The organism is Streptomyces sp. NPDC085937 (genome assembly GCF_044540535.1).
Lineage (GTDB): Bacteria > Actinomycetota > Actinomycetes > Streptomycetales > Streptomycetaceae > Streptomyces.
The window spans coordinates 146310-166240 of sequence record NZ_JBITSH010000003.1; the positions used below are offsets into that span (position 1 = coordinate 146310).

The window sequence follows — 19931 nt, forward strand, 5'->3', positions numbered from 1 at the left end:
ACACTCATGCGCAGAAGGACCAGCCGCCTGCTGGGCGGCATCGCCCTCGTGACCTCCCTCGCCCTGGGCGCCACCGCCTGCGGCGGCTCGGACGACGGCTCCGGCACCGAGGCGGTCTCCGCCGAGGACATCCAGGCCGCCCTGGACAAGGGCGGCACCGTCACCGTCTGGTCGTGGGAGCCCACGCTGAAGACGGTCGCCGCCGACTTCCAGAAGAAGTACCCCAAGGTCAAGATCAACCTGGTCGGCGAGCGTTCCGGCGACAAGCACTACACCGCGCTGTCGAACGCCATCTCCGCCGGCAAGGGCGTCCCGGACGTCGCCCAGCTCGAGTACTTCTCGGTCGGCCAGTACTCCCTCACCAAGGGCCTGACCGACCTGTCCGGCTTCGGCGCGGACAAGCTGGCCTCGAAGTACACCCCGGGCCCGTGGAACGCCGTCACCGAGGGCGACAAGGTCTACGGCCTGCCCATGGACTCCGGTCCGATGGCGCTGTTCTACAACAAGCAGGTCTTCGACAAGTACAAGATCACCGTCCCCACCACCTGGGACGAGTACCTGGACGCGGCCCGCAAGCTGCACAAGGCCGACCCCAAGGCCTACATCGCCAACGACACCGGTGACGCCGGCTTCACCACCAGCCTGCTCTGGCAGGCCGGTTCGCGGCCCTACAAGGTCGACGGCACCAAGGTGAAGATCGACTTCAGTGACCCGGGCGCCCAGAAGTTCACGGCCGTCTGGCAGAAGCTGATCGACGAGAAGCTGCTCGCGCCGGTCACCAGCTGGAGCGACGACTGGTACAAGGGCCTCGGCGACGGCTCCATAGCCACCCTGTCGACCGGCGCCTGGATGCCCGCCAACTTCGAGTCGGGGGTGCCGAACGCCTCCGGCCAGTGGCGCGTGGCCGCCCTGCCCGCGTGGGCCAAGGGCGACAAGGCCAGTGCGGAGAACGGCGGCAGCGCGCTGAGCGTGCCCGCTCTCGCCAAGAACAAGGAACTGGCCTACGCCTTCGTGGAGTACGCCAACTCCGGTGACGGTGTCGCCTCCCGCGTCTCCGAGGGTGCCTTCCCCGCCACCCAGGCGGAACTGAAGTCCACCGAGTTCCTGAACAAGGAGTTCGCGTACTTCGGCGGCCAGAAGGCCAACGAGGTCTTCGCCGCCTCCGCCGCCAACGTCGCCGACGACTGGTCGTACCTGCCCTTCCAGGCGTACGCCAACTCCATCTTCAACGACACGGTCGGCAAGGCCTACATCTCCGGCACCACGCTGCCGGACGGTCTGAAGGCCTGGCAGGACGCCTCGGTGAAGTACGGCGAGGAGCAGGGCTTCACCGTCGAGAAGTAGCGACACGCACCACTCCGCGGGCGGCGCGCGCATCCGCGCGCCGCCCGATGCGCCCACCCGGAAGGACCGCCATGATCTCCACCCTCCTGTCCCGTACCGGCGGGACGGACGGTGACCCCGCCCCCCGTCTCCTCTTCGGCGCCGACTACAACCCCGAGCAGTGGCCCCGGTCCGTGTGGGAGGAGGACGTCCGGCTGATGCGGGAGGCCGGCGTGAACCTCGTGTCCGTCGGCATCTTCTCCTGGGCCCGCATCCAGCCGACGGCGGACACCTGGGACTTCGGCTGGCTGGACGAGGTGCTCGACCTGCTGCACCAGGGCGGGGTCGGCGTCGACCTGGCCACCGCCACCGCTTCCCCGCCGCCGTGGCTGACCACGGCCCACCCGGAGGTCCTCCCGGTCACCGCCACCGGCGAGACCCTGTGGCCGGGCGCCCGCCAGCACTGGCGTCCCACCTCGCCGGTCTTCCGCCGGTACGCCCTGGACCTGGTGCGGAAGATCGCCGAGCGCTACCGGGACCACCCGGCGCTCGTCGCCTGGCACGTCAGCAACGAGCTGGGCTGTCACAACGTCTACGACCACTCCGACGACGCGGCCCGTGCGTTCCGTCAGTGGCTGCGCGAGCGGTACCGCACTCTGGACGCGCTCAACGACGCGTGGGGCACCGCGTTCTGGTCGCAGCGGTACTCCGCCTGGGAGCAGATCCTGCCGCCGCGGCTGGCCGCCTCGCACCCCAACCCGACGCAGCAGCTGGACTTCAAGCGGTTCTCGTCGGACGCGCTGAAGGACCACCTGCGTGCCGAGCGGGACGTCCTGCGCGAGATCACCCCGGACGTGCCCGTCACCACCAACTTCATGGTGATGGGCAACACCAAGGGCATGGACTACGCGGACTGGGCGGAGGAGATCGACTTCGTCTCCAACGACCACTACGTACACCCCGGCCCGCAGGACCGCGACGAGCTGTCCTTCTCCGCCAACCTCACCAGCGGCATCGCCGGCGGCCGGCCGTGGTTCCTGATGGAGCACTCCACCAGCGCCGTCAACTGGCAGCCGGTGAACGTGGCCAAGCGCCCCGGCGAGCTGGCGCGCGACTCCCTGCTGCACGTGGCGCACGGCGCGGACGCGGTCTGCTTCTTCCAGTGGCGTCAGTCGGCGGCGGGCGCCGAGAAGTACCACTCGGCGATGGTGCCGCACGCCGGGGCGGACAGCGAGCTGTTCCGCTCGGTGACCGAACTCGGCGCCACGCTGAAGGCGCTGGCCCCGGTGGCCGGCAGCGAGCGCGAGCCCGCGAAGGTCGGCATCGTGTACGACTGGGACTCGTGGTGGGCCAGCGAGCAGGACTCCCACCCCACCTCGCTGCTCGACTACCGGCAGGAGGCCCTCGACTGGTACTCGGCGCTGCTGCGCCTCGGTATCCGCGCCGACCTCGTCACCACCCGGTCCGACCTGCACCGTCACCAGGTGCTGATCGCGCCGGTGCTGCACATGGTGCCCGCCGACCTGGCCAAGACCCTCACCCGGTACGCCGAGCAGGGCGGCCATCTGATCACCACCTACTTCTCGGGCGTCGTCGACGAGCACGACCACGTGTGGCTCGGCGGCTACCCGGGCGCCCTGCGGGACCTGCTGGGCATCCGGGTCGAGGAGTTCGCGCCGCTGCTCGCCGGGGACGGTGTGGAGCTGGACGACGCCACGACCGGCACCCTGTGGACCGACCGCATCACGGTGACCGCCGACGAGACGGAGGTCCTGGTCCGCTACCGCACCGGGGAGCAGGCCGGCCGGCCCGCCGTCACCCGGCGCCCGGCCGGCAGCGGCTCCGCCGCCTACGTCTCCACCCGGCTCGGCGTGGACGGGCTCGCCGCGCTGCTGCCGCGGCTGCTGGAGCCGGCCGGGGTGGGGAGCGAACTGCCCGCCGTTGCGCGGGGATCCGTGGAGCCGGTGGTCCGCCGGGGTCCCGGGGGCCGCTTCGTGTTCCTGGTGAACCGTACCGACGGCACCGTCCCGGTGCCGGGCCTCGACGGCGAGGTGCTGCTCGGCTCCGCCGACGCCGACGGCACCCTCACCCTCGGCCCGCGCGCCGTCGCCGTACTGCGGCAGCCCGCTTCCTGACGGGCGCGGCCGAGCTCACGGACGCGGCGGGCCGATCCGCCCCGGCGTGTCGAGCGGCCCGGTGAGTGACTCGCCGGGCCGCTCATCGGTGCGGGTCGCCGATGGTGACCGCGCGCGCCCACTCGGGAGGGGTGTCCAGCACGTACTCCGGACTGTCCTCGTCGACGGCCCGGGGTCAGGTGGTTTTTCCCGGCCGGGGCGATCCCTCCGCCAGGAACGTGCGGTAGTTGCGGTGTAAACCGACCTCCCCCACGGGCATGCCTTGTCATGAACCTGCGGCCCGGTGGTCGGGCCGCAGTCTCATGGAGGTGTGGGATGCACCGAAGAATCGCCGCCGCACTCGCCACCCCGGCCCTCGCCCTCGTCGGTGTCCTCGGCACCGCCACCGCCGCCGACGCGGCACCCGCCGACAAGCCGCAGGTGCTGTCCGGCTGGACCCAGACCAGCGCGTCCAGCCACAACCAGTGGGTCGCCGCCCGGGCCAACCGGTCGGCCTGGTCGGCCTACCAGTTCGACTGGTCCACCGACTACTGCTCCTCCTCCCCCGACAACCCCTTCGGATTCCCCTTCTCGACCGCCTGCGCCCGCCACGACTTCGGCTACCGCAACTACAAGGCCGCCGGCGCCTTCTCCGCCAACAAGTCCCGGCTCGACAGCGCCTTCTACGAGGACCTCAAGCGCGTCTGCAACGGCTACGGCGGCGCCACCAGGACCGCCTGCGACAGCACCGCGTGGACCTACTACCAGGCCGTCAAGGCCTTCGGCTGACCGTCAGCGGCCGAAGAACACCGCGGGCCCCGCGGCCGGGAGAGACAACTCCCCGCCACGAGGCCCCCGGTGACGGCCCGCACCGCCTACCGGCGGCTGCGCACCAGCACATGGAGGAAGTACGGCGTGCCGATCACCGCCGTCATCAGACCGGCACCCAGCTGCGCCGGGGCGATGACCGTACGGCCCAACAGGTCCGCCGTGCACACCAGTACGGCGCCGAGCAGCACGGCGACCGGGAGCACCCGGGTGTGCCGCCGGCCGACCAGGGCCCGGGCGGCGTGCGGTGCCACCAGGCCGACGAAGCCGATGGTGCCCGCGGCGGCCACGGCGGTCGCGGTGAGCAGCACGCTCAGCACGAGGAAGCCCAGCCGGCCCCGCGACAGGTCGAGGCCGAGCAGCCGGGGGGTGTCCTCGTCCAGGGAGACCAGGTCGAGCTCCCGGTGCCGGACGGCGGCCACCGCGACACCCGCGGCGAGGACCAGCGCGAGCGGCACCACGTCCGGCAGGGTCCGGCCGTACGTGGAGCCCGACAGCCAGGTGAGCGCCTTGGTGGCGTTGAACGGGTCGGTGAGCACGATCAGCAGGCTGATCACGGCGGTCGTCCCCGACGCCACGCCGATGCCGACGAGGACCAGCCGGTTCTGCTGGAACCCGCCGCGCGCGGCCAGCCCGAACACCACGACCGCGGTGAGCGCGGACCCGGCGAAGGCCGCCCCGGCGACGCCCCACCCCCCGGCCGTCGGGACGGTGGTCACCAGGATCACGGCGCCGAGCGCACCGCCGCCGGAGACACCGAGGACGGACGGTTCCGCCAGCGGGTTGCGGGTGACGGCCTGGACCAGGGTGCCGGCCAGCGCGAGCGCGGCGCCCGCGAGGAGCGCGGCGAACACCCGGGGCGTACGGGTGTCCAGCACGAACGAGACGGTCCTGCCCGCCCTGCCCTGCGCCCAGTTGACCACGTCGCCCAGCAACAGCTTGCTGTCACCGAGCAGCAGGCCCGCGACGGTGACGCCGGCCAGGGCGAGCACCAGCACCGCGAGCGTGGCCAGGAAGACCGTACGGCTGCGGATGCGCAGCTTGTCGGGGGCGGCGCCCCCGGTGTCGCGCAGCCGGGCAGCCATCACCACCAGGAACGTGGCGCCCACGAAGCTGGTGACCACGCCGGTGGGCACCGCCACGGCCGTGTCCGCGTCGACCAGTGCGCGCAGCAGCACGTCCGCGCCGAGCACCAGAGCGGCGCCGACGAGACCGGCGACGGGCGCGCCCGCGCGCAGCCGCCGCAGGCCTCGGGACCGGCGGGCGAGGGGCCGGGCGAGCGCCGGGGCGCACAGGCCGACGAAGCCGATCGGGCCGGCGAGGGTGACGGCCGCGGCGGACAGCAGCGTGGCCAGCACGACGGCCGTGACGCGGGTGGCCCGTACGGGTACGCCCAGTCCGCGCGCGGTGTCGTCGCCGAGCGCGAGGGCGTCGACCCGGCGGGCGACGAGGAGCAGTCCGGCGAGTCCGGCCACGACGACGGGCAGCATCTGCAGCACGCCGTCGAAGCCGTTCTGGCCGATGTTGCCCTGGTTCCACTGGTAGAGGCCCTCGGTCTGCCGCGGGAACAGCAGGAGCAGCCCTTCGGTCACGGCGGTGAGTCCGAGCGCGAGCGCGGTACCGGCCAGCACCAGCCGTACGGTGCCGGCGCCGAGCCCCGACAGACCGAGGACGACGGCCGCCGCGGCGAGACCGCCCGCGAAGGCGATGCCGGAGGAGGCGAGCAGCGGCAGCGACAGGCCGGTGACGGCGGCGACGCCGAGCGCGAAGTAGGAACCGGCGTTGACCGCGAGGGTGTCCGGGGAGGCCAGGACGTTGCGGCTGACGGCCTGCAGCGCGAGGCCCGCGATGCCGAGAGCCGCGCCCACGAGCAGTCCGGCGGCGGCCCGGGGCAGTCGCGAGGCGATGACGACGGACGCGTCGGCCGGGTCGGCCCGCCCGGTGAGGGCCTTGAGGACCTCGGCCGGGCCGACCGCGGCCGTGCCCTGGGTGATGTCGACGACGGCGAGGGCGGCGACCAGGAGCACGAGCGCGGTCGTCACCGCGGCCGCGCCCGCCCGGGACGGGGCCGTCTCCGGGCGGACGGTGGGAGGGGTGGCGGTGACGGCCATCGCGCTACTTCGTCAGGGCCGTGACGAGGGAGTCGACGTAACGCTCCATGGAGCCGGTGCCGCCGAACATCCAGATGCCGTCGTCCAGGCGGTGCACGTCACCGGACTTCACGAACGGCAGCGACGTCCACACGGAGTTCTTCGCGAGCTCCTTGCCGAACGGGTCGCTGCTCGCGTCCTGCTTGTTGCCGATGTAGACGAACTGCGCCTCGCCCAGGCCCGTCAGGCCCTCGACGTCGGTGGTGCCCAGGCCGTAGGCCGGGTCACCCTCGACCTTCCAGGCGTTCTTCAGACCGAGCCGCTCGTTGACGCCGCCGATGAGGGAGCCGGAGGTGTAGGGCCGCAGGGAGACCTGGTTGGAGGCGACGTAGCCGTCGGCGAAGGCCACCTGGGCGCCCTTCAGGCCGGCGGCGTCGAGGGCCTCGGCGCCCTCGGCGAGCTTCGCGTCGAAGTCCTTCTTCAGGGTGGCCGCCTGCTCGGTGGTGCCCGTGGCCTTCGCGATGAGGTCGAGGTTCTCCAGCATCTGCCCGACGGGGTCGGAGGCGTCGGCGGACTTCACCTCGAGGACCGGGGCGATCTTCCGCAGCTGCTTGACGGCGTTCGGCTGGAGGTCGGTGGTGGCGACGATGAGGTCCGGGTTCAGCGCGGCGATGGTGTCCACGCTGGGCTCGCCGCGGGTGCCGATGTCCTTGGCGTCGTTGGCCAGCGGCACGGCGCTGTCCCACGTCTTGTAGCCCTTGACGTCGGCCACGCCGACGGGCTCGACGCCGAGCGAGAGGAGGTGCTCGACGACGTTCCACTCGGTGCCGACGACCTTCTTGGCGGGGCCGTCGAGTTCCACCTTCGCGCCGGACGCGTCGGTGAGGGTGATGGGCTCGGCCGACGCCTTGGGCTTCTCGTCGGCCGCCGGCTCGGTGGTGCCGCAGGCGGCGAGCAGCAGGGCCGCGGCGGCGGCCAGGGGCGCGGTGCGCAGGAGGCGTCTCATGAGGTGGTGCTGAGCCTTTCGCTTCGGGTGTGGTGACGGCCGATGGCGCGGGTGCGCAGCCGGCCGGTGAGGGGGTCGGTGTCGACCTCGATGCGGATGCCGTAGACGGCGGTCAGCCGCTCGGGGGTGAGGACGTCCTCGGGCGCTCCCTCGGCGACGACACGTCCGTCCGCCAGGAGCACGACGCGGTCGGCGACGGCGGCCGCCTGGTCGAGGTCGTGCAGCACGACGCCGACGGCGATGCCCTGGTCGTCCGCCAGTTCGCGCACAAGGTCGAGGAGTTCGACCTGGTAGCGCAGGTCGAGGTAGGTGGTGGGCTCGTCGAGGAGCAGCACGCCGGTCTCCTGGGCGAGGCAGCCGGCCAGCCAGACGCGCTGGAGCTGTCCGCCGGAGAGGTGTTCGGCGCCGCGGTCGGCGAGTTCGGTGACGCCGGTGAGGGCGAGGGCGCGGTCGACGGCGGCCCGGCCGCCCGGGTCGGTGCCGCCCCAGCGGCCCCGGTGCGGGTAGCGGCCGAACTCCACGACGTCGCGGACGCTCAGGCCGCTCGGGGTGGGCCGGCCCTGCAGCAGCAGGGCGACGCGCCGGGCGAACTCCCGGGGGCCGAGGGCCAGCGCGTCGGTGCCGTCGTCGATCGTGAGGGTGGCCCGCCGGGGCCGCTGCAGGCGGGCGACGGTGCGCAGCAGGGTCGACTTGCCGCTGCCGTTGGGGCCGACGAGGACGGTCACCTCGCCGGGCCGCAGGGTCAGCTCCGCGTCGTGCACGACGTCCGTGCCGTCGTACGCCACGGTCACGCCGGTGGCCGACAGTTCATGCCCGTGCCGGCCCGGAAGCACCTTCTCACCAGGAATCACGAGGCCAGGTTAGCCTAACCTTAGTACCGCTTGTCACGGGGTGACCAGGGAAAAGTTCGCGGAGGCTGTCACGGCCTCAGAACGCGTACCGGACACCCAGCCACGGTGTGCGGCGGGCGATGATGTCGCGCAGCTCCGCGAGCGCCTGGCGTTTGACGCCCGCGTGGTAGCGGAGGTTGAGGGCGCCGTTCTGGGACCGCTTGGTCTCCTGCGCGGCCGGCTGCCACAGCACGTCCTCACCACGCGGGTGCCAGCGGAGGTTCACCTCGTGCAGGTCCGCGTTGTGGGTGAGCATGATGACCTCGGCCAGCGCCTGCCGTTTGACCCGCTCCGGCAGGACGTCGTCCATGTGCCGCAGCAGTTCGTCCCAGGCGTCCTGCCAGCCGGGGCGGACGACGACGGGCGAGAGGTTGAAGTGCACCTCGTAGCCCGCGTCGAGGAAGTCCGCGGCGGCGGCGATCCGCCGGTCCACCGGGCTGGTGCGCAGGTCCAGCAGGCGGGAGTCGTCGGCGGGCGTCACCGAGAACCGGACGCGGGTACGGCCGCGCGGGTCGAGCTCCAGCAGGTCGGGGTTGACGAACTTGGTCGCGAACGACGCCTTCGCGGTGGGCCAGTCACGGAAGGCACGGATCAGATCGGCGGTGTTGTCGCAGATCAGAGCGTCGACCGAGCAGTCGCCGTTCTCCCCGATGTCGTACACCCACGCCTCGGGGTCGCACTGGTTCGGCTCCGTCTTCGGGCCCTGCGCGGCGACGTGACGGCCGAGGTGGGCGACGATCGCGTCGATGTTGGTGAACAGGGTGATGGGGTTGGCGAAGCCCTTGCGGCGGGGCACGTAGCAGTACACGCAGGACAGGGCGCAGCCGTTGGAGGGGCCGGGGGCGATCCAGTCGGCGGAGCGGCCGTTGGGGCGGGTGGTGAGCTTTTTCCTCACCCCCAGGACGAGGGTTTCGCGCTTGATGCGCATCCAGCGGTCGGCGCTGCCCTCGTTGCCGTGCAGCTCGGGGATGCGCCAGTGGGAGGCCACCTCGACGAGGCGCGCCTCGGGGAAGCGGGCGAGGATCTGGCGGCCTCGGGGGGAGGCGGCCGCGGCCGGTTCGGCGTGGATCTCCTTGACCGCCAGGAGGCGGCGGGCCTGCGGGGAGTCCCGGAAGGGGGATGCCGTCGGCGAGGGGGCGGGGTCCGTCGAGGGCGCCTGGGGCAAGTCGTCGATGCCGAAGAGGGGCTCTTGCGAGCCGTGGGGGGAGGGTGAGGGGGTGGGGTGGTGGCGCATGGGCGGTCGGCTTCCGGGTGGGGGCTGGCGGACACAGCCGTGAGTTCCACTGTACGGCTGTGTCCGCCTTGGCCCCTTTCGCACCGGCGGGTGCGGGCCGGTGAGGGCTGGTCGCGCAGTTCCCCGCGCCCCTGGGGGATGACACTCACGGTGCGTGAGCAGGTGCGGGTCCGATCCAGCTGAGCGCGCAGTTCCCCGCGCCCCTTGAGTGCCGTTGCGGGCCCGGTGGGGGCTGAGCGCGCAGTTCCCCGCGCCCCTGGGGGATGACACTCACGGTGCGTGAGCAGGTGCGGGTCCGATCCGGCTGAGCGCGCAGTTCCCCGCGCCCCTTCGGGGGCGCCACCGAACCCCGGCGACCGCCACACCCTAAGGGGCGCGGGGAACTGCGCGAACGACCCCCACCGGGCCCGCACTGGCCCGTGCGACGTCCCGCCGGGGGGCAGTCGCCGTTGGCGGAAAAACTACGCGCCGGCGGTGAAGCGTTCCCACACCCGGTGGGACCCCAGCAGCTCCCGCACCTGCGCGAGGACCGCCGGACCGGAGTCGGCGACGACGACACCCGGCGCGTCGACCGGCACCCCCGCCGACGCGAGCGTCGCCTCGCCGCCCGCCCACGCCCCGATCGCCTTGCCGTGCCGGAACGCCTCCTGGAGGAGCTGGGTGACCCGCGGGTCGGGCGCGGCCGGCGCGGCGCCGGGAGCCCCCTTGCCGTCCGTCGCCCCGGGCGCGTCCGGCCCCGCGGCCGGCGGCCCGGCGAGCAGTACGGCGTCGAACTCGATCGACCGCGCCGTGACGTGGCTGCGCTGCGCCGTCAGCGCCTGCGCACCCGTACCGAGCGTGCCGCCCGTGGGCGCGACGACCAGCGGGACCATGCCCGCCTCCAGGACGGCGTCACGCACCGCGTGCACCCCGTCCAGGTCGCCGTCCGGACCGGCGAGGATGCCGACGACGCGGCCGTCCACCGGCCAGGTCCCGCCGATCTGCGACAGCGCCGGGCTCGGCTCGACGTCGGCGAGCGGCACCGTCGGCTCCGGCGCGGTCATGCCGAGCCCCTCGGCGACCCGGGAGCACAGCTCGGGGTCGATGTTGGCGAGGACCTGGAGGGTCCGCTCGCGGATCGCCTCCTCGTAGCACTTGCCCAGCTCGAAGGTGTACGCGCCGATGATGTGCTCGCGCTCCACCTGGCTCATGCTGAGCCAGAACCTTCGGGGCTGGCTGAAGTGGTCGGCGAACGACTCCGGCGCCTCGCGCACCTTCCGCCCCTCGGGGACGGTCACCGGCGTCTCGACGTAGGCGCTCATGTCCGCGCCCGCGGTGAACGGGCAGCCGCCGTCGAGGGAGTTGGGCTTGTAGGGCGCCACGCCCCGGTGCACGGCCGTCTGGTGCATGCCGTCACGGAGCATGTCGTTGACGGGCGCGTGCGGCCGGTTGATGGGCAGCTGCGGGAAGTTGGGGCCGCCGAGGCGGGTGATCTGGGTGTCGAGGTAGGAGAACAGCCGGCCCGCGAGCAGCGGGTCGTCGGTGACGTCGATGCCGGGCACGAGGTGGCCGACGTGGAAGGCGACCTGCTCGGTCTCGGCGAAGAAGTTGGACGGGTTGCGGTTGAGCGTCATCAGTCCGATCGGCTGCACCGGGGCGAGCTCCTCCGGCACGATGTTCGTCGGGTCCAGCAGGTCGATGCCCTCGAAGGTCTGGTCGGGGGTGTCGGGGAAGGTCTGGATGCCCAGTTCCCACTGCGGGTAGGCGCCCGCCTCGATGGCGTCGGCGAGGTCCCGGCGGTGGAAGTCGGGGTCGTTGCCGTTGATGAGCTGCGCCTCGTCCCACACCAGGGAGTGCACGCCCAGCTTGGGCTTCCAGTGGAACTTCACCAGCGTGGTCCCGCCCTCGGCGTTGACCAGGCGGAAGGTGTGGACTCCGAAGCCCTCCATCATCCGGTACGAGCGCGGGATGCCGCGGTCGCCCATGAAGAAGAGGGTGTGGTGGGTGGCCTCGGTGTGCAGCGAGACGAAGTCCCAGAAGGTGTCGTGGGCGCTCTGGGCCTGCGGGATCTCCCGGTCGGGGTGCGGCTTGGCGGCGTGCACGACGTCGGGGAACTTGATGGCGTCCTGGATGAAGAAGACCGGGATGTTGTTGCCGACCAGGTCGAAGACGCCCTCACTGGTGTAGAACTTCGTCGCGAAGCCGCGGGTGTCGCGCACGGTGTCCGCGGAGCCGCGCGAGCCGACGACCGTGGAGAAACGCACGAAGACCGGCGTCTCGACGTCCGGGGCGAGGAACCCGGCCTTGGTCACGGCTGACGCAGTGCCGTAGCTCTGGAAGACGCCGTGCGCGCCGGCGCCGCGGGCGTGGACCACGCGCTCCGGGATGCGCTCGTGGTCGAAGTGCATGATCTTCTCGCGCAGGTGGTGGTCCTGGAGCAGGACCGGGCCGCGCGGACCCGCCTTGAGCGAGTGGTCGGTGTCGTACAGCCGGGTGCCCTGGGCGTTCGTCAGGTGCGCGCCGGACTGGGCCATGCGCGCCTGGTCGGCCCCGGTGGGCTGGCCGGTGGGCGAGACGGTGGCCGGGGCACTCTGGTCCGGCTTGGGCGGCAGCGGCTCACGCGGCTCCGTCGGCTCCGCCACGGACGGCGGCTCGGGGGCGGGCCGGCCGGGGATGCCGTCGGCCGGGGCCGAACCGCCGCCCTGCAGGGTCTCGGACACCTTCTTGGCTACCCGACGCACGGGGTTGGCCTCGCTCATGTATGAACTCTCCTCCGCTTCGGACCGGCCACGACGGCGTGGCCGCACTTCAACTGCCGACTGCGGGTGATCCCGGGGACATACGACGCACAAGGGGCGTCCGGCCCCGCCAACGTCTCATGACCGGCTGCCCGGCGCAGGAGACGCCCTCCGACGGAGTGACCCCGGGTCTCCCCGCTCCGGGCCACGGCGTCCGGGCCTCCGCGCACTGCGCCTCCCGATGATCCGACCGCCACCGCCGCGTACCCCTCACATCGGATTCAAGGCACATCCATGTGCCGTCCCGCCGTCACGCCCGGCCCGGCCCCCTGTGCCTCCTGTGCGGCAATTCGTGTCCGAGGGCTTGCCCGCAACAAGCCTCACCACTTAAATCAACTCCTGAACTAAGCGACGGGGCCGCCCAGTTCGCCTGCTCGCACACCCTTTCGGCAACGAGCCCCGCACCCCCACCCGTCCCCACGCCAGAAAGCTGACGCATGAGACACACGGAGCACTCCGGCCTCCTCAGACGCGGAGCGCTGGGCACGGCGCTTCTCGCCCTGGCCGCGCTCGTCACCCTGCCCTCCGCGCAGTCCCCGGCCGCCGCGGCAGGCGCGCCACTCCCCCAGGCCCGTGCGGCCGCCGACTGCGGCACGGCGGACGCCGCCCGGGGCGGACCCGCGACGGCGTCCTCCACGGAACACGCGGGCACCCCCGCCTCCGCCGCCTTCGACGGCGACCCCGGCACCCGCTGGTCGAGCCAGTGGTCCGACCCGCAGTGGCTCCGGGTCGACCTCGGCTCGGTGCGCGAGCTGTGCGGGGTGGACCTCCACTGGGAGGCCGCCTACGGCAAGGACTTCCGGATCGAGGCCTCCCCCGACGGACGGAACTGGACCACGCTCAGGTCGGTGACCGGCGCGACCGGCGGCCGGGCGTCGTACGAGGTGAGCGGCGAGGGCCGGTACGTCCGCGTCCTCGGCACGGCCCGCGGCACCGGCTACGGCTACTCCCTGTGGGAGGTCGCGGTGCACACCACGACGGACGTCACGGGGCCGGTCCAGGGCGGCGGCGACCTGGGGCCGAACGTCATCGTGGTCGACCCCTCCACGCCCGGCCTCCAGCAGAAGTTCGACGAGGTCTTCGCACGGCAGGAGGAGAGCCAGTTCGGCACCGGGCGCTACCAGTTCCTGCTGAAGCCCGGCACGTACAACGGCCTGAACGCGCAACTCGGCTTCTACACCTCGGTCTCGGGCCTCGGCCTCAACCCCGACGACGTGCAGATCAACGGGGACATCACCGTCGACGCCGGCTGGTTCGACGGCAACGCCACGCAGAACTTCTGGCGTTCGGCGGAGAACCTCGCCCTCACCCCGGTCAACGGCACCGACCGGTGGGCCGTGGCGCAGGCCGCGCCGTTCCGCCGGATCCACGTCAAGGGCGGCCTCAATCTCGCTCCCAACGGCTACGGCTGGGCCTCCGGCGGCTACATCGCCGACTCGCGGATCGACGGCACCGTCGGACCGTACTCCCAGCAGCAGTGGTACACCCGGGACAGCTCCGTCGGGGGCTGGACCAACGGCGTCTGGAACATGACGTTCACGGGGGTCGAGGGCGCTCCGGCCACCGACTTCCCGAGCGGCCCGTACACGACGCTGGACACCACGCCGGTCTCCCGCGAGAAGCCGTTCCTGTACCTGGACGGCGACGCGTACAAGGTGTTCGTGCCCGCCAAGCGCACGAACGCGCGCGGGGTCTCCTGGCCGGCCAACACCGGCGGCAGCTCGCTGCCGCTCGACCGGTTCTACGTGGTCAAGCCGGGCGCGACGGCCGCGACGATCAACGCGGCGCTCGGCCAGGGCCTCAACCTGCTGTTCACGCCCGGGGTCTACCCGATCGACGAGACGATCCGGGTCGACCGCCCCGGCACGGTGGTGCTCGGGCTGGGCCTCGCGACGCTCGTCCCGCAGAACGGCGTCGACGCCCTGCACGTGGCGGACGTCGACGGGGTGCGGCTCGCAGGATTCCTGATCGACGCCGGTCCCGTCAGGTCGGACACCCTGCTGCGGATCGGCCCGCCCGGCTCGTCCGCCGACCACTCCGCCGACCCGACCACCATGCAGGACGTGTTCATCCGCATCGGCGGGGCGGGCCCCGGCCTGGCCACCGACTCCGTGGTGGTCAACAGTGACGACGTCCTGATCGACCACACCTGGATCTGGCGCGCCGACCACGGCGAAGGCGTCGGCTGGGAGACCAACCGCGCCGACCACGGGCTGCGGGTGAACGGCGACGACGTGCTCGCCACGGGCCTGTTCGTCGAGCACTTCAACAAGTACGACGTCGTCTGGAGCGGCGAGCGTGGCCGCACGATCTTCTTCCAGAACGAGAAGGCGTACGACGCCCCGAACGAGGCCGCCATCACCCATGACGGCATCGTCGGCTACGCGGCCTACAAGGTCGCCGACTCGGTGGAGCGGCACGAGGCGTGGGCGCTCGGCAGTTACTGCAACTACACGGCCGACGACTCCATCGTGCAGCACCACGGTTTCCAGGTGCCGGTGAAGCCCGGCATCAGGATGCGGCACCTGCAGGTGATCTCACTCGGCGGCAAGGGACAGTACCGCCACGTCGTCAACGACACCGGCGGCCCCACCTCCGGGACCGACACCGTCCCGTCCAAGGTCGTCCAGTTCCCCTGACAGGGGCGCCGCCCCGGGCCGGACTCAGAACAACCGCCCCTGCTGCCCGTCGGGGGCGGTGCGGCGCGGGGTGCGGCGCGGGACCGGGCGGCGTTCGGGGATCTCGTCACCGAACAGCGGCTCGGTCCCGTACTCGTCCGGCTCGGCGGGGACGACGGCCGGGCCGGTGCGCACGTGGAGGCACAGCGGGGCCTCACGGTCGAAGTCCCCCGGCGTCATGTCCGTCCAGTCGCGTTCCCGACGCTCACTCACCCGGCGCTCCGCTCCCCGTCCACGCGGCAAGGTTATCGGCCGCTTCGTGCCCGCTGGACGGGGTGCCGCACACGGTCACGACAGGATGAGACGTAGGTCACATCTGCCAGGCTGTCACACTCCCCGCGGCCGGTCCGTCAGTGCTACGACACCGCAACGGCGGAAGCAACGACGGACCCGAGGAGAGCACATGAACGCGCGCATCGACTTCTTCGCCAACCCCCTCGCCGGCAAGGTGCTGCGGCACATCAACTCGGCGGGGAAGGCGGTGACGGACTCCGGTCTGCCGCACGCGACCCAGGAGCTGGTGAAGATCCGCGCCAGCCAGATCAACGGCTGCGGCTTCTGCACCGACATGCACACCAAGGACGCCACCGCCGCGGGCGAGACCCAGCAGCGCCTCAACCTGGTCGCCGCCTGGCGCGAGGCCACGGTCTTCACCGACGCCGAGCGCGCCGCGCTCGAACTGGCCGAGGAGGGCACGCGGATCGCGGACGCCGCCGGCGGGGTGAGCGACGAGGTGTGGGCGCGCGCCGCCAAGCACTACGCCGAGGAGCAGCTCGCCGCGCTGATCTCCCTGATCGCGATCATCAACGCCTACAACCGCATCAACGTCATCAACCAGCAGCCCGCCGGCGACTACCAGCCCGGCCAGTTCGGCTGACCCCGCCCCGGGCGGCCCGCGCGCTGCACCTGCCCGAGGGCGGTGCGCAGGGCCGCCGGGGTCGCGGCGGCCCAGGCCTGCGGCGAGCAGGAGTGCGGGTACGGCACCGGGGACGGGTGGTCCGCGCGGTCGTACCCGGCGAGCACCTCGGGCAGCCGGTAGCCGCAGCGGGCCGCGGCCTCGGCGAGTCCGCCGGCGAGGGTGCGCACCTCGTCACCGAGGCCGTACCGCGCGAGGCCCAGCGCGATCAGGGCGTTGTCGTGGGGCCAGGCGCTGCCCCGGTGGTAGGACAGCGGGTGGTAGGGCGGCTGTCCGCTCGCGAGGGTCCGTACGGCCCAGCCGGAGAAGAAGTCCGGCCGCAGCAGCCTTCGTCCGACGGTCCGGGCCCGCTCGTCGTCGAGGATGCCGGACCACAGCAGGTGCCCGGCGTCGGAGCCGAGCGCGTCGGCCTGCCGGCCGGCGCCGTCCAGGGCGAGGGCGGGGAACTCGGGGCCGGGCATCCAGAAGTCCCGCAGGAAGCGGTCGCGCAGTCCGGCCGCGAGGTCGTCGAGCCGCCGGGCGTAGGGCTCGTCGTCCCAGACCTCCCGTGCCAGGCGGGCGGTGCGCAGCAGGGCGTCGTAGGCGTAGCCCTGGACCTCCGACACGGCGACGGGGCCCTCGGCGGGGGCGCCGTCGGCGGAGCAGATGGAGCCCGGGGAGTCCTTCCAGTTCTGGTTGGCCAGGCCGCCCGGGTCCGGCATGTAGACCAGGTAGCCGTGCTTCTGGAGTCCGCCGTCGGTGAGCATCCAGTCGACGGCCCGGCGGGCGTGCTCCTCCAGGCGCACGGCGGTCACGCGGTCGCCGGTGGTCTCGTGGTGGGCGTGCAGCAGCACCAGGAACAGCGGGGTGGCGTCGACGGTGCCGTAGTAGCGGCCGTAGGGGACCTGCCGGAAGTGGGCGAGTTCGCCGTGCCGGATCTCGTGCACGATGCGGCCGGGCTGCTCGCCGCTGAACGTGTCGTGGCGCCGCCCCTGGGTGGCGGCGAGCGCGCCGAGGGTGGCGGCGGCCGCCTCCGGCCGGTACGGCAGCAGGAAGTACGAGGTGAGGAGGGCGTCGCGGCCGAAGAGGGTGAGGAACCAGGGAACGCCGGCCGCGGGGACGGCCAGGTCCTCGCCGTCCACGCCGGTGGCGTGGATCGTCAGCAGGTCGAGGTCGGCCATGCCCTGCTCGAACGCCCGGTCCAGGTCGTCGGTACCGGGCGCCGGGGCCCGGCCGGTGTCCGGTGCCGTGCGGGGGACGGGCGGGGCCGGCGTGTGCGGGCGGGCGCGCGCGGTCAGCCGCAGTACGGCCTGGCCGTGCGGCGCCAGGGCGAGCCGCCAGCGCAGGGTGCGGGCTGTGCCGCCGTCCGGTGTCTCCCGCACGGCGTCGGGTGCGGGCCGGCACTCCACGTCGGTCCGCGCGTGCCACTCGTCCCTGCGGTAGCCGAACCGCACGCCGTCGGGCGTGGGTTCGGCGGTGTGCTCCGCCCCCGGCCTGGCGTACGTCCGCCGGTCGGCGCGGAGTTCGAAGAGGTCGGCGAAGTCGGCGTCGACGGTGAGCTCCAGCTCGGCGGTCACCCGCTCGGGAAGGTTGTTGACCAGGCGCAGGTCCTCGGTGAGCGTTCCGGCCGTCACCGTCTGGCCTCGGAACACCGTGTAGGCGGCGGGTGCCTCGCGGGTGGTGCGGGGGGTCAGCACGCAGCCTGCCGTGGAGCCGGTCTCCTCGCGGGCGGGCCTCAGCGTGACCGGCGCTTCCCCGTCGACGCGCAGCCGCCAGCGGCTGAGGTGGCGGGCGTCGTGGGTGAACAGTCCGTCCGGCGCGGTGCCGCCCGCGCCGTCGATGTCGCCGTGCGGGCCGAGCCGGGCGAACGTGCCGTCGCGTACGAGCTGCACGGTCCCGGTGGTCTCGGTCATCGGGTCGGCTCCTTCTCGTCGGTGTGCAGCAGGTCGAGAGCGAGGGCGGCCGTCCAGGAGAACTGCCGGGCACCGCGGCCCTCGCCGGTCAGCGGGTCCACGTACTCGGCGAAGCCGGTGCGTCCGGCCTCCGTGACCAGAGCCTCGCGCAGGGTCCGGGCGCGCGCATGCCGGCCGTGGGTGCGCAGCCCCCGTTCGACGAGCCACGCGGTGTTGAACCAGGCGGGGCCGCGCCAGTACCGGTGGGGGTCGAAGTCCGCTCCGGTCAGGTCGTGGCTGGGGACGAGCCCGGTGCCGGGCGCCCGGAAGTGCGGGCCGTCCAGGGTGCGGGTGAGGGCGTGCACGACGTCCTCGGGCAGGCCGGGGACGACGAGCGGCAGCAGTCCGGCGACGCCCCGCCGGCCGACGAGGGTGCCGTCGGTGAGGTCACGGGCGCGGAAGACGCCGGCGGTGTCGTCCCACAGGCGGTCCACGAGCCGGCGGGTCAGCTCGGCGGCGCGTGCCGTGTGGCGGGCCCCGTCCCGGCCGAGGTGGCCCGCCATGCGGGCGAGGGCGAGTTCGCCGGTGATCAGCAGGGCGTTGAAGGCGGGGTCCTCCAGGGCGAACCGGTGCGTCGTGGCCCGGTCGTCGTAGCCGGCCGCGCGGTAGGTGGTCACCAGGCGGACGTAGCGGCCGTAGTCGAGGTCGGTGGGGCGGTCGGCGGGGTCGCCGTGGTCGAGGTCGGCGCGGCGGAAGGTGCCGGTGTCGGGTTCGACGCGGGCCAGGGCGCGGTCCCAGGCGGGACTGTTGTCCATGCCGGGTTCCCAGGGGTGGACGACCGCGGCCAGTCCCCCGCCGCCGAGGTCACGGCGGGTCAGGAGGTAGTCGTGCCAGGCGGTGAGCCGCGGCAGGACCCGCTCCAGGAAGCCTCGCCGGGCGGACTCGGCGGGGTCCGCGCGGTGCACCAGCCAGGCCGCCAGCGCGTGCACCGGGGGCTGCACGATGCCCGAGGTCTCGGGTGAGGCGGGGGCGCCCGCCGCGCGGCCCGCGCGGGAGGACTGCCAGAAGTCGGGGCTCGGGAAATAGGCGCCGTACGGCACCTCGGGGTTGAAGACGATGTGCGGGAGGCGTCCGTCGGCCCACTGCCCGGCGAGCAGGGATTCGAGTTCCTGCTGGGCGCGGCGCACGGAGAGGTGGCGCAGCCCGATCGCGACGAACGCCGAGTCCCAGCTCCACTGGTGGGGGTAGAGCGTGCGGGAGGGGACGGTGGAGGTGCCGGTCCAGTTGCCGAGGAGGACCCGCGCCGCACCGCGCCGCAGTGTCAGGTGGTCTGCGGGCGCGGTGGGCGCGGGCCGGTCGTGGGGGGCCAGCCGGTCGAGGAGGGTCTTCACGCGCCGGACCTCTTCAGGAAGGCGGGGACGGAGCGGACGGCGTCCACGGGGTCGCCGGTGAGCCGGCATTCCAGGGCGAGGTGGCCGTCGTAGCCGATGGTGTGCAGGGCGGCCAGCCAGGCGCGCCAGTCGAGGTGTCCGGCGCCGGGCTGGAAACGGTTGGAGTCGGAGACCTGGGCGTGGCCGATGAGGTCGGCGTGGGCGAGGATCGCGGCGGCGGGGTCGGACTCCTCGATGTTCATGTGGTAGCTGTCGATGCCGATCCGGAGCGAGTCGAGGCCGGTGGCGCGGATCAGGTCGGCGGCCTGGTCGAGGCGGTTGACCATGTGGTCCTCGTAGCGGTTGAGCGGTTCGAGGAAGAGGGTGACGCCCTCCTTCCGCGCGTGCTCGCCGAGTTCGGTGAGTCCGGCCAGCAGGACCTCCCGGTCCTCGGCCTCACCGCGCGGGGGTTCGAAGGGCGGCAGGCGGCGGGAGAACATGCCGTACGACGCCGGGGTCTGCGCGCCGGTGCCGCCGATCTCGGCGATGACGGTGAGCTGGGACTTCATCTGGGCGACGGCGTCGCGGCGCAGGTCGTCGTCGAACGCTCCGAGGAAGTGGAGCATGTCGACGCACACGGTCGGCATGACGACGCCGTCCTTGCGGGCCTGCTTGAGCTCGTCGAGGCGGGAGGCGAAGTGCCGGTCGCCCTTGCCGCGCAGCTCGATGGCGTCGTAGCCGGCCTGCTGCGCGAACTCCCATTTGGCCTGGAGGGTGTCTCCGGGCAGGAGTTGCTCCTGTACGGCGGTCTTGAGCATGAGGGGGGCCTTTCGC

Annotated in this window: 14 protein-coding genes; 5 read left to right on the plus strand and 9 right to left on the minus strand. The window is 72.9% G+C overall.

Annotated features, from left to right (window positions below; all coding sequences use genetic code 11):
• Window positions 1-6: 6 nt before the first annotated feature.
• The 3 genes from ACIF8S_RS07755 (at window position 7) to ACIF8S_RS07765 (ending at window position 4226) form a co-directional block, all read left to right on the plus strand.
• A complete protein-coding gene (locus ACIF8S_RS07755; protein WP_399997966.1) occupies window positions 7-1344 on the plus strand; it encodes an ABC transporter substrate-binding protein in 1338 nt (445 codons plus the stop codon).
• 71 nt (window positions 1345-1415) lie between these two features.
• Window positions 1416-3458, plus strand: a complete 2043-nt coding sequence (locus ACIF8S_RS07760; RefSeq protein WP_399997967.1) for a beta-galactosidase — start codon at window positions 1416-1418, stop codon at window positions 3456-3458.
• Window positions 3459-3773: 315 nt separating this feature from the next.
• Complete coding sequence (locus ACIF8S_RS07765; protein WP_399997969.1) at window positions 3774-4226, plus strand: phospholipase; 453 nt, start codon at window positions 3774-3776, stop codon at window positions 4224-4226.
• 86 nt (window positions 4227-4312) lie between these two features.
• Here ACIF8S_RS07765 and ACIF8S_RS07770 read toward each other — a convergent pair whose 3' ends face one another.
• The 5 genes from ACIF8S_RS07770 to ACIF8S_RS07790 form a co-directional block, all read right to left on the minus strand.
• The gene (locus ACIF8S_RS07770; RefSeq protein WP_399997971.1) at window positions 4313-6376 is read right to left on the minus strand and encodes an iron ABC transporter permease; all 2064 of its coding nucleotides are present in this window, start codon (window positions 6374-6376) and stop codon (window positions 4313-4315) included.
• A 4-nt stretch (window positions 6377-6380) separates the two neighbouring features.
• Window positions 6381-7361: an iron-siderophore ABC transporter substrate-binding protein gene (locus ACIF8S_RS07775; RefSeq protein ID WP_399997972.1), complete on the minus strand. Its 981-nt coding sequence runs from the start codon at window positions 7359-7361 to the stop codon at window positions 6381-6383.
• The gene (locus ACIF8S_RS07780; protein ID WP_399997974.1) at window positions 7358-8212 is read right to left on the minus strand and encodes an ABC transporter ATP-binding protein; all 855 of its coding nucleotides are present in this window, start codon (window positions 8210-8212) and stop codon (window positions 7358-7360) included. Before ACIF8S_RS07780 ends, ACIF8S_RS07775 begins: the two co-directional genes overlap by 4 nt.
• A gap of 76 nt (window positions 8213-8288) precedes the next feature.
• Entirely contained in the window at window positions 8289-9485 is a 1197-nt protein-coding gene (locus tag ACIF8S_RS07785) for a spore photoproduct lyase family protein (protein WP_399997975.1), read from the minus strand.
• A 461-nt stretch (window positions 9486-9946) separates the two neighbouring features.
• Entirely contained in the window at window positions 9947-12223 is a 2277-nt protein-coding gene (locus tag ACIF8S_RS07790; RefSeq protein WP_399997977.1) for a catalase, read from the minus strand.
• Window positions 12224-12699: 476 nt separating this feature from the next.
• On the opposite strand from ACIF8S_RS07790, the gene ACIF8S_RS07795 reads away from it, so the two are divergent.
• Entirely contained in the window at window positions 12700-14901 is a 2202-nt protein-coding gene (locus ACIF8S_RS07795) for a discoidin domain-containing protein (protein WP_399997978.1), read from the plus strand.
• A gap of 24 nt (window positions 14902-14925) precedes the next feature.
• Here ACIF8S_RS07795 and ACIF8S_RS07800 read toward each other — a convergent pair whose 3' ends face one another.
• Window positions 14926-15153, minus strand: coding sequence for a hypothetical protein (locus ACIF8S_RS07800; protein ID WP_349794826.1), 228 nt, complete (start codon window positions 15151-15153; stop codon window positions 14926-14928).
• Between the two features lie 190 nt (window positions 15154-15343).
• Here ACIF8S_RS07800 and ACIF8S_RS07805 point away from each other — a divergent pair, with 190 nt between their 5' ends.
• A complete protein-coding gene (locus tag ACIF8S_RS07805; protein WP_399997980.1) occupies window positions 15344-15817 on the plus strand; it encodes a carboxymuconolactone decarboxylase family protein in 474 nt (157 codons plus the stop codon).
• On the opposite strand, the gene ACIF8S_RS07810 is transcribed toward ACIF8S_RS07805, so the two are convergent.
• From ACIF8S_RS07810 to ACIF8S_RS07820, 3 genes are read right to left on the minus strand one after another with little or no spacing between them, the layout of a single operon-like run.
• Complete coding sequence (locus tag ACIF8S_RS07810) at window positions 15793-17748, minus strand: glycogen debranching N-terminal domain-containing protein (protein WP_399997981.1); 1956 nt, start codon at window positions 17746-17748, stop codon at window positions 15793-15795. The genes ACIF8S_RS07805 and ACIF8S_RS07810 overlap by 25 nt on opposite strands.
• The gene (locus ACIF8S_RS07815) at window positions 17745-19187 is read right to left on the minus strand and encodes an MGH1-like glycoside hydrolase domain-containing protein (protein ID WP_399997983.1); all 1443 of its coding nucleotides are present in this window, start codon (window positions 19185-19187) and stop codon (window positions 17745-17747) included. Before ACIF8S_RS07815 ends, ACIF8S_RS07810 begins: the two co-directional genes overlap by 4 nt.
• Complete coding sequence (locus tag ACIF8S_RS07820; RefSeq protein ID WP_399997984.1) at window positions 19115-19915, minus strand: sugar phosphate isomerase/epimerase family protein; 801 nt, start codon at window positions 19913-19915, stop codon at window positions 19115-19117. Before ACIF8S_RS07820 ends, ACIF8S_RS07815 begins: the two co-directional genes overlap by 73 nt.
• Window positions 19916-19931 lie beyond the last annotated feature (16 nt).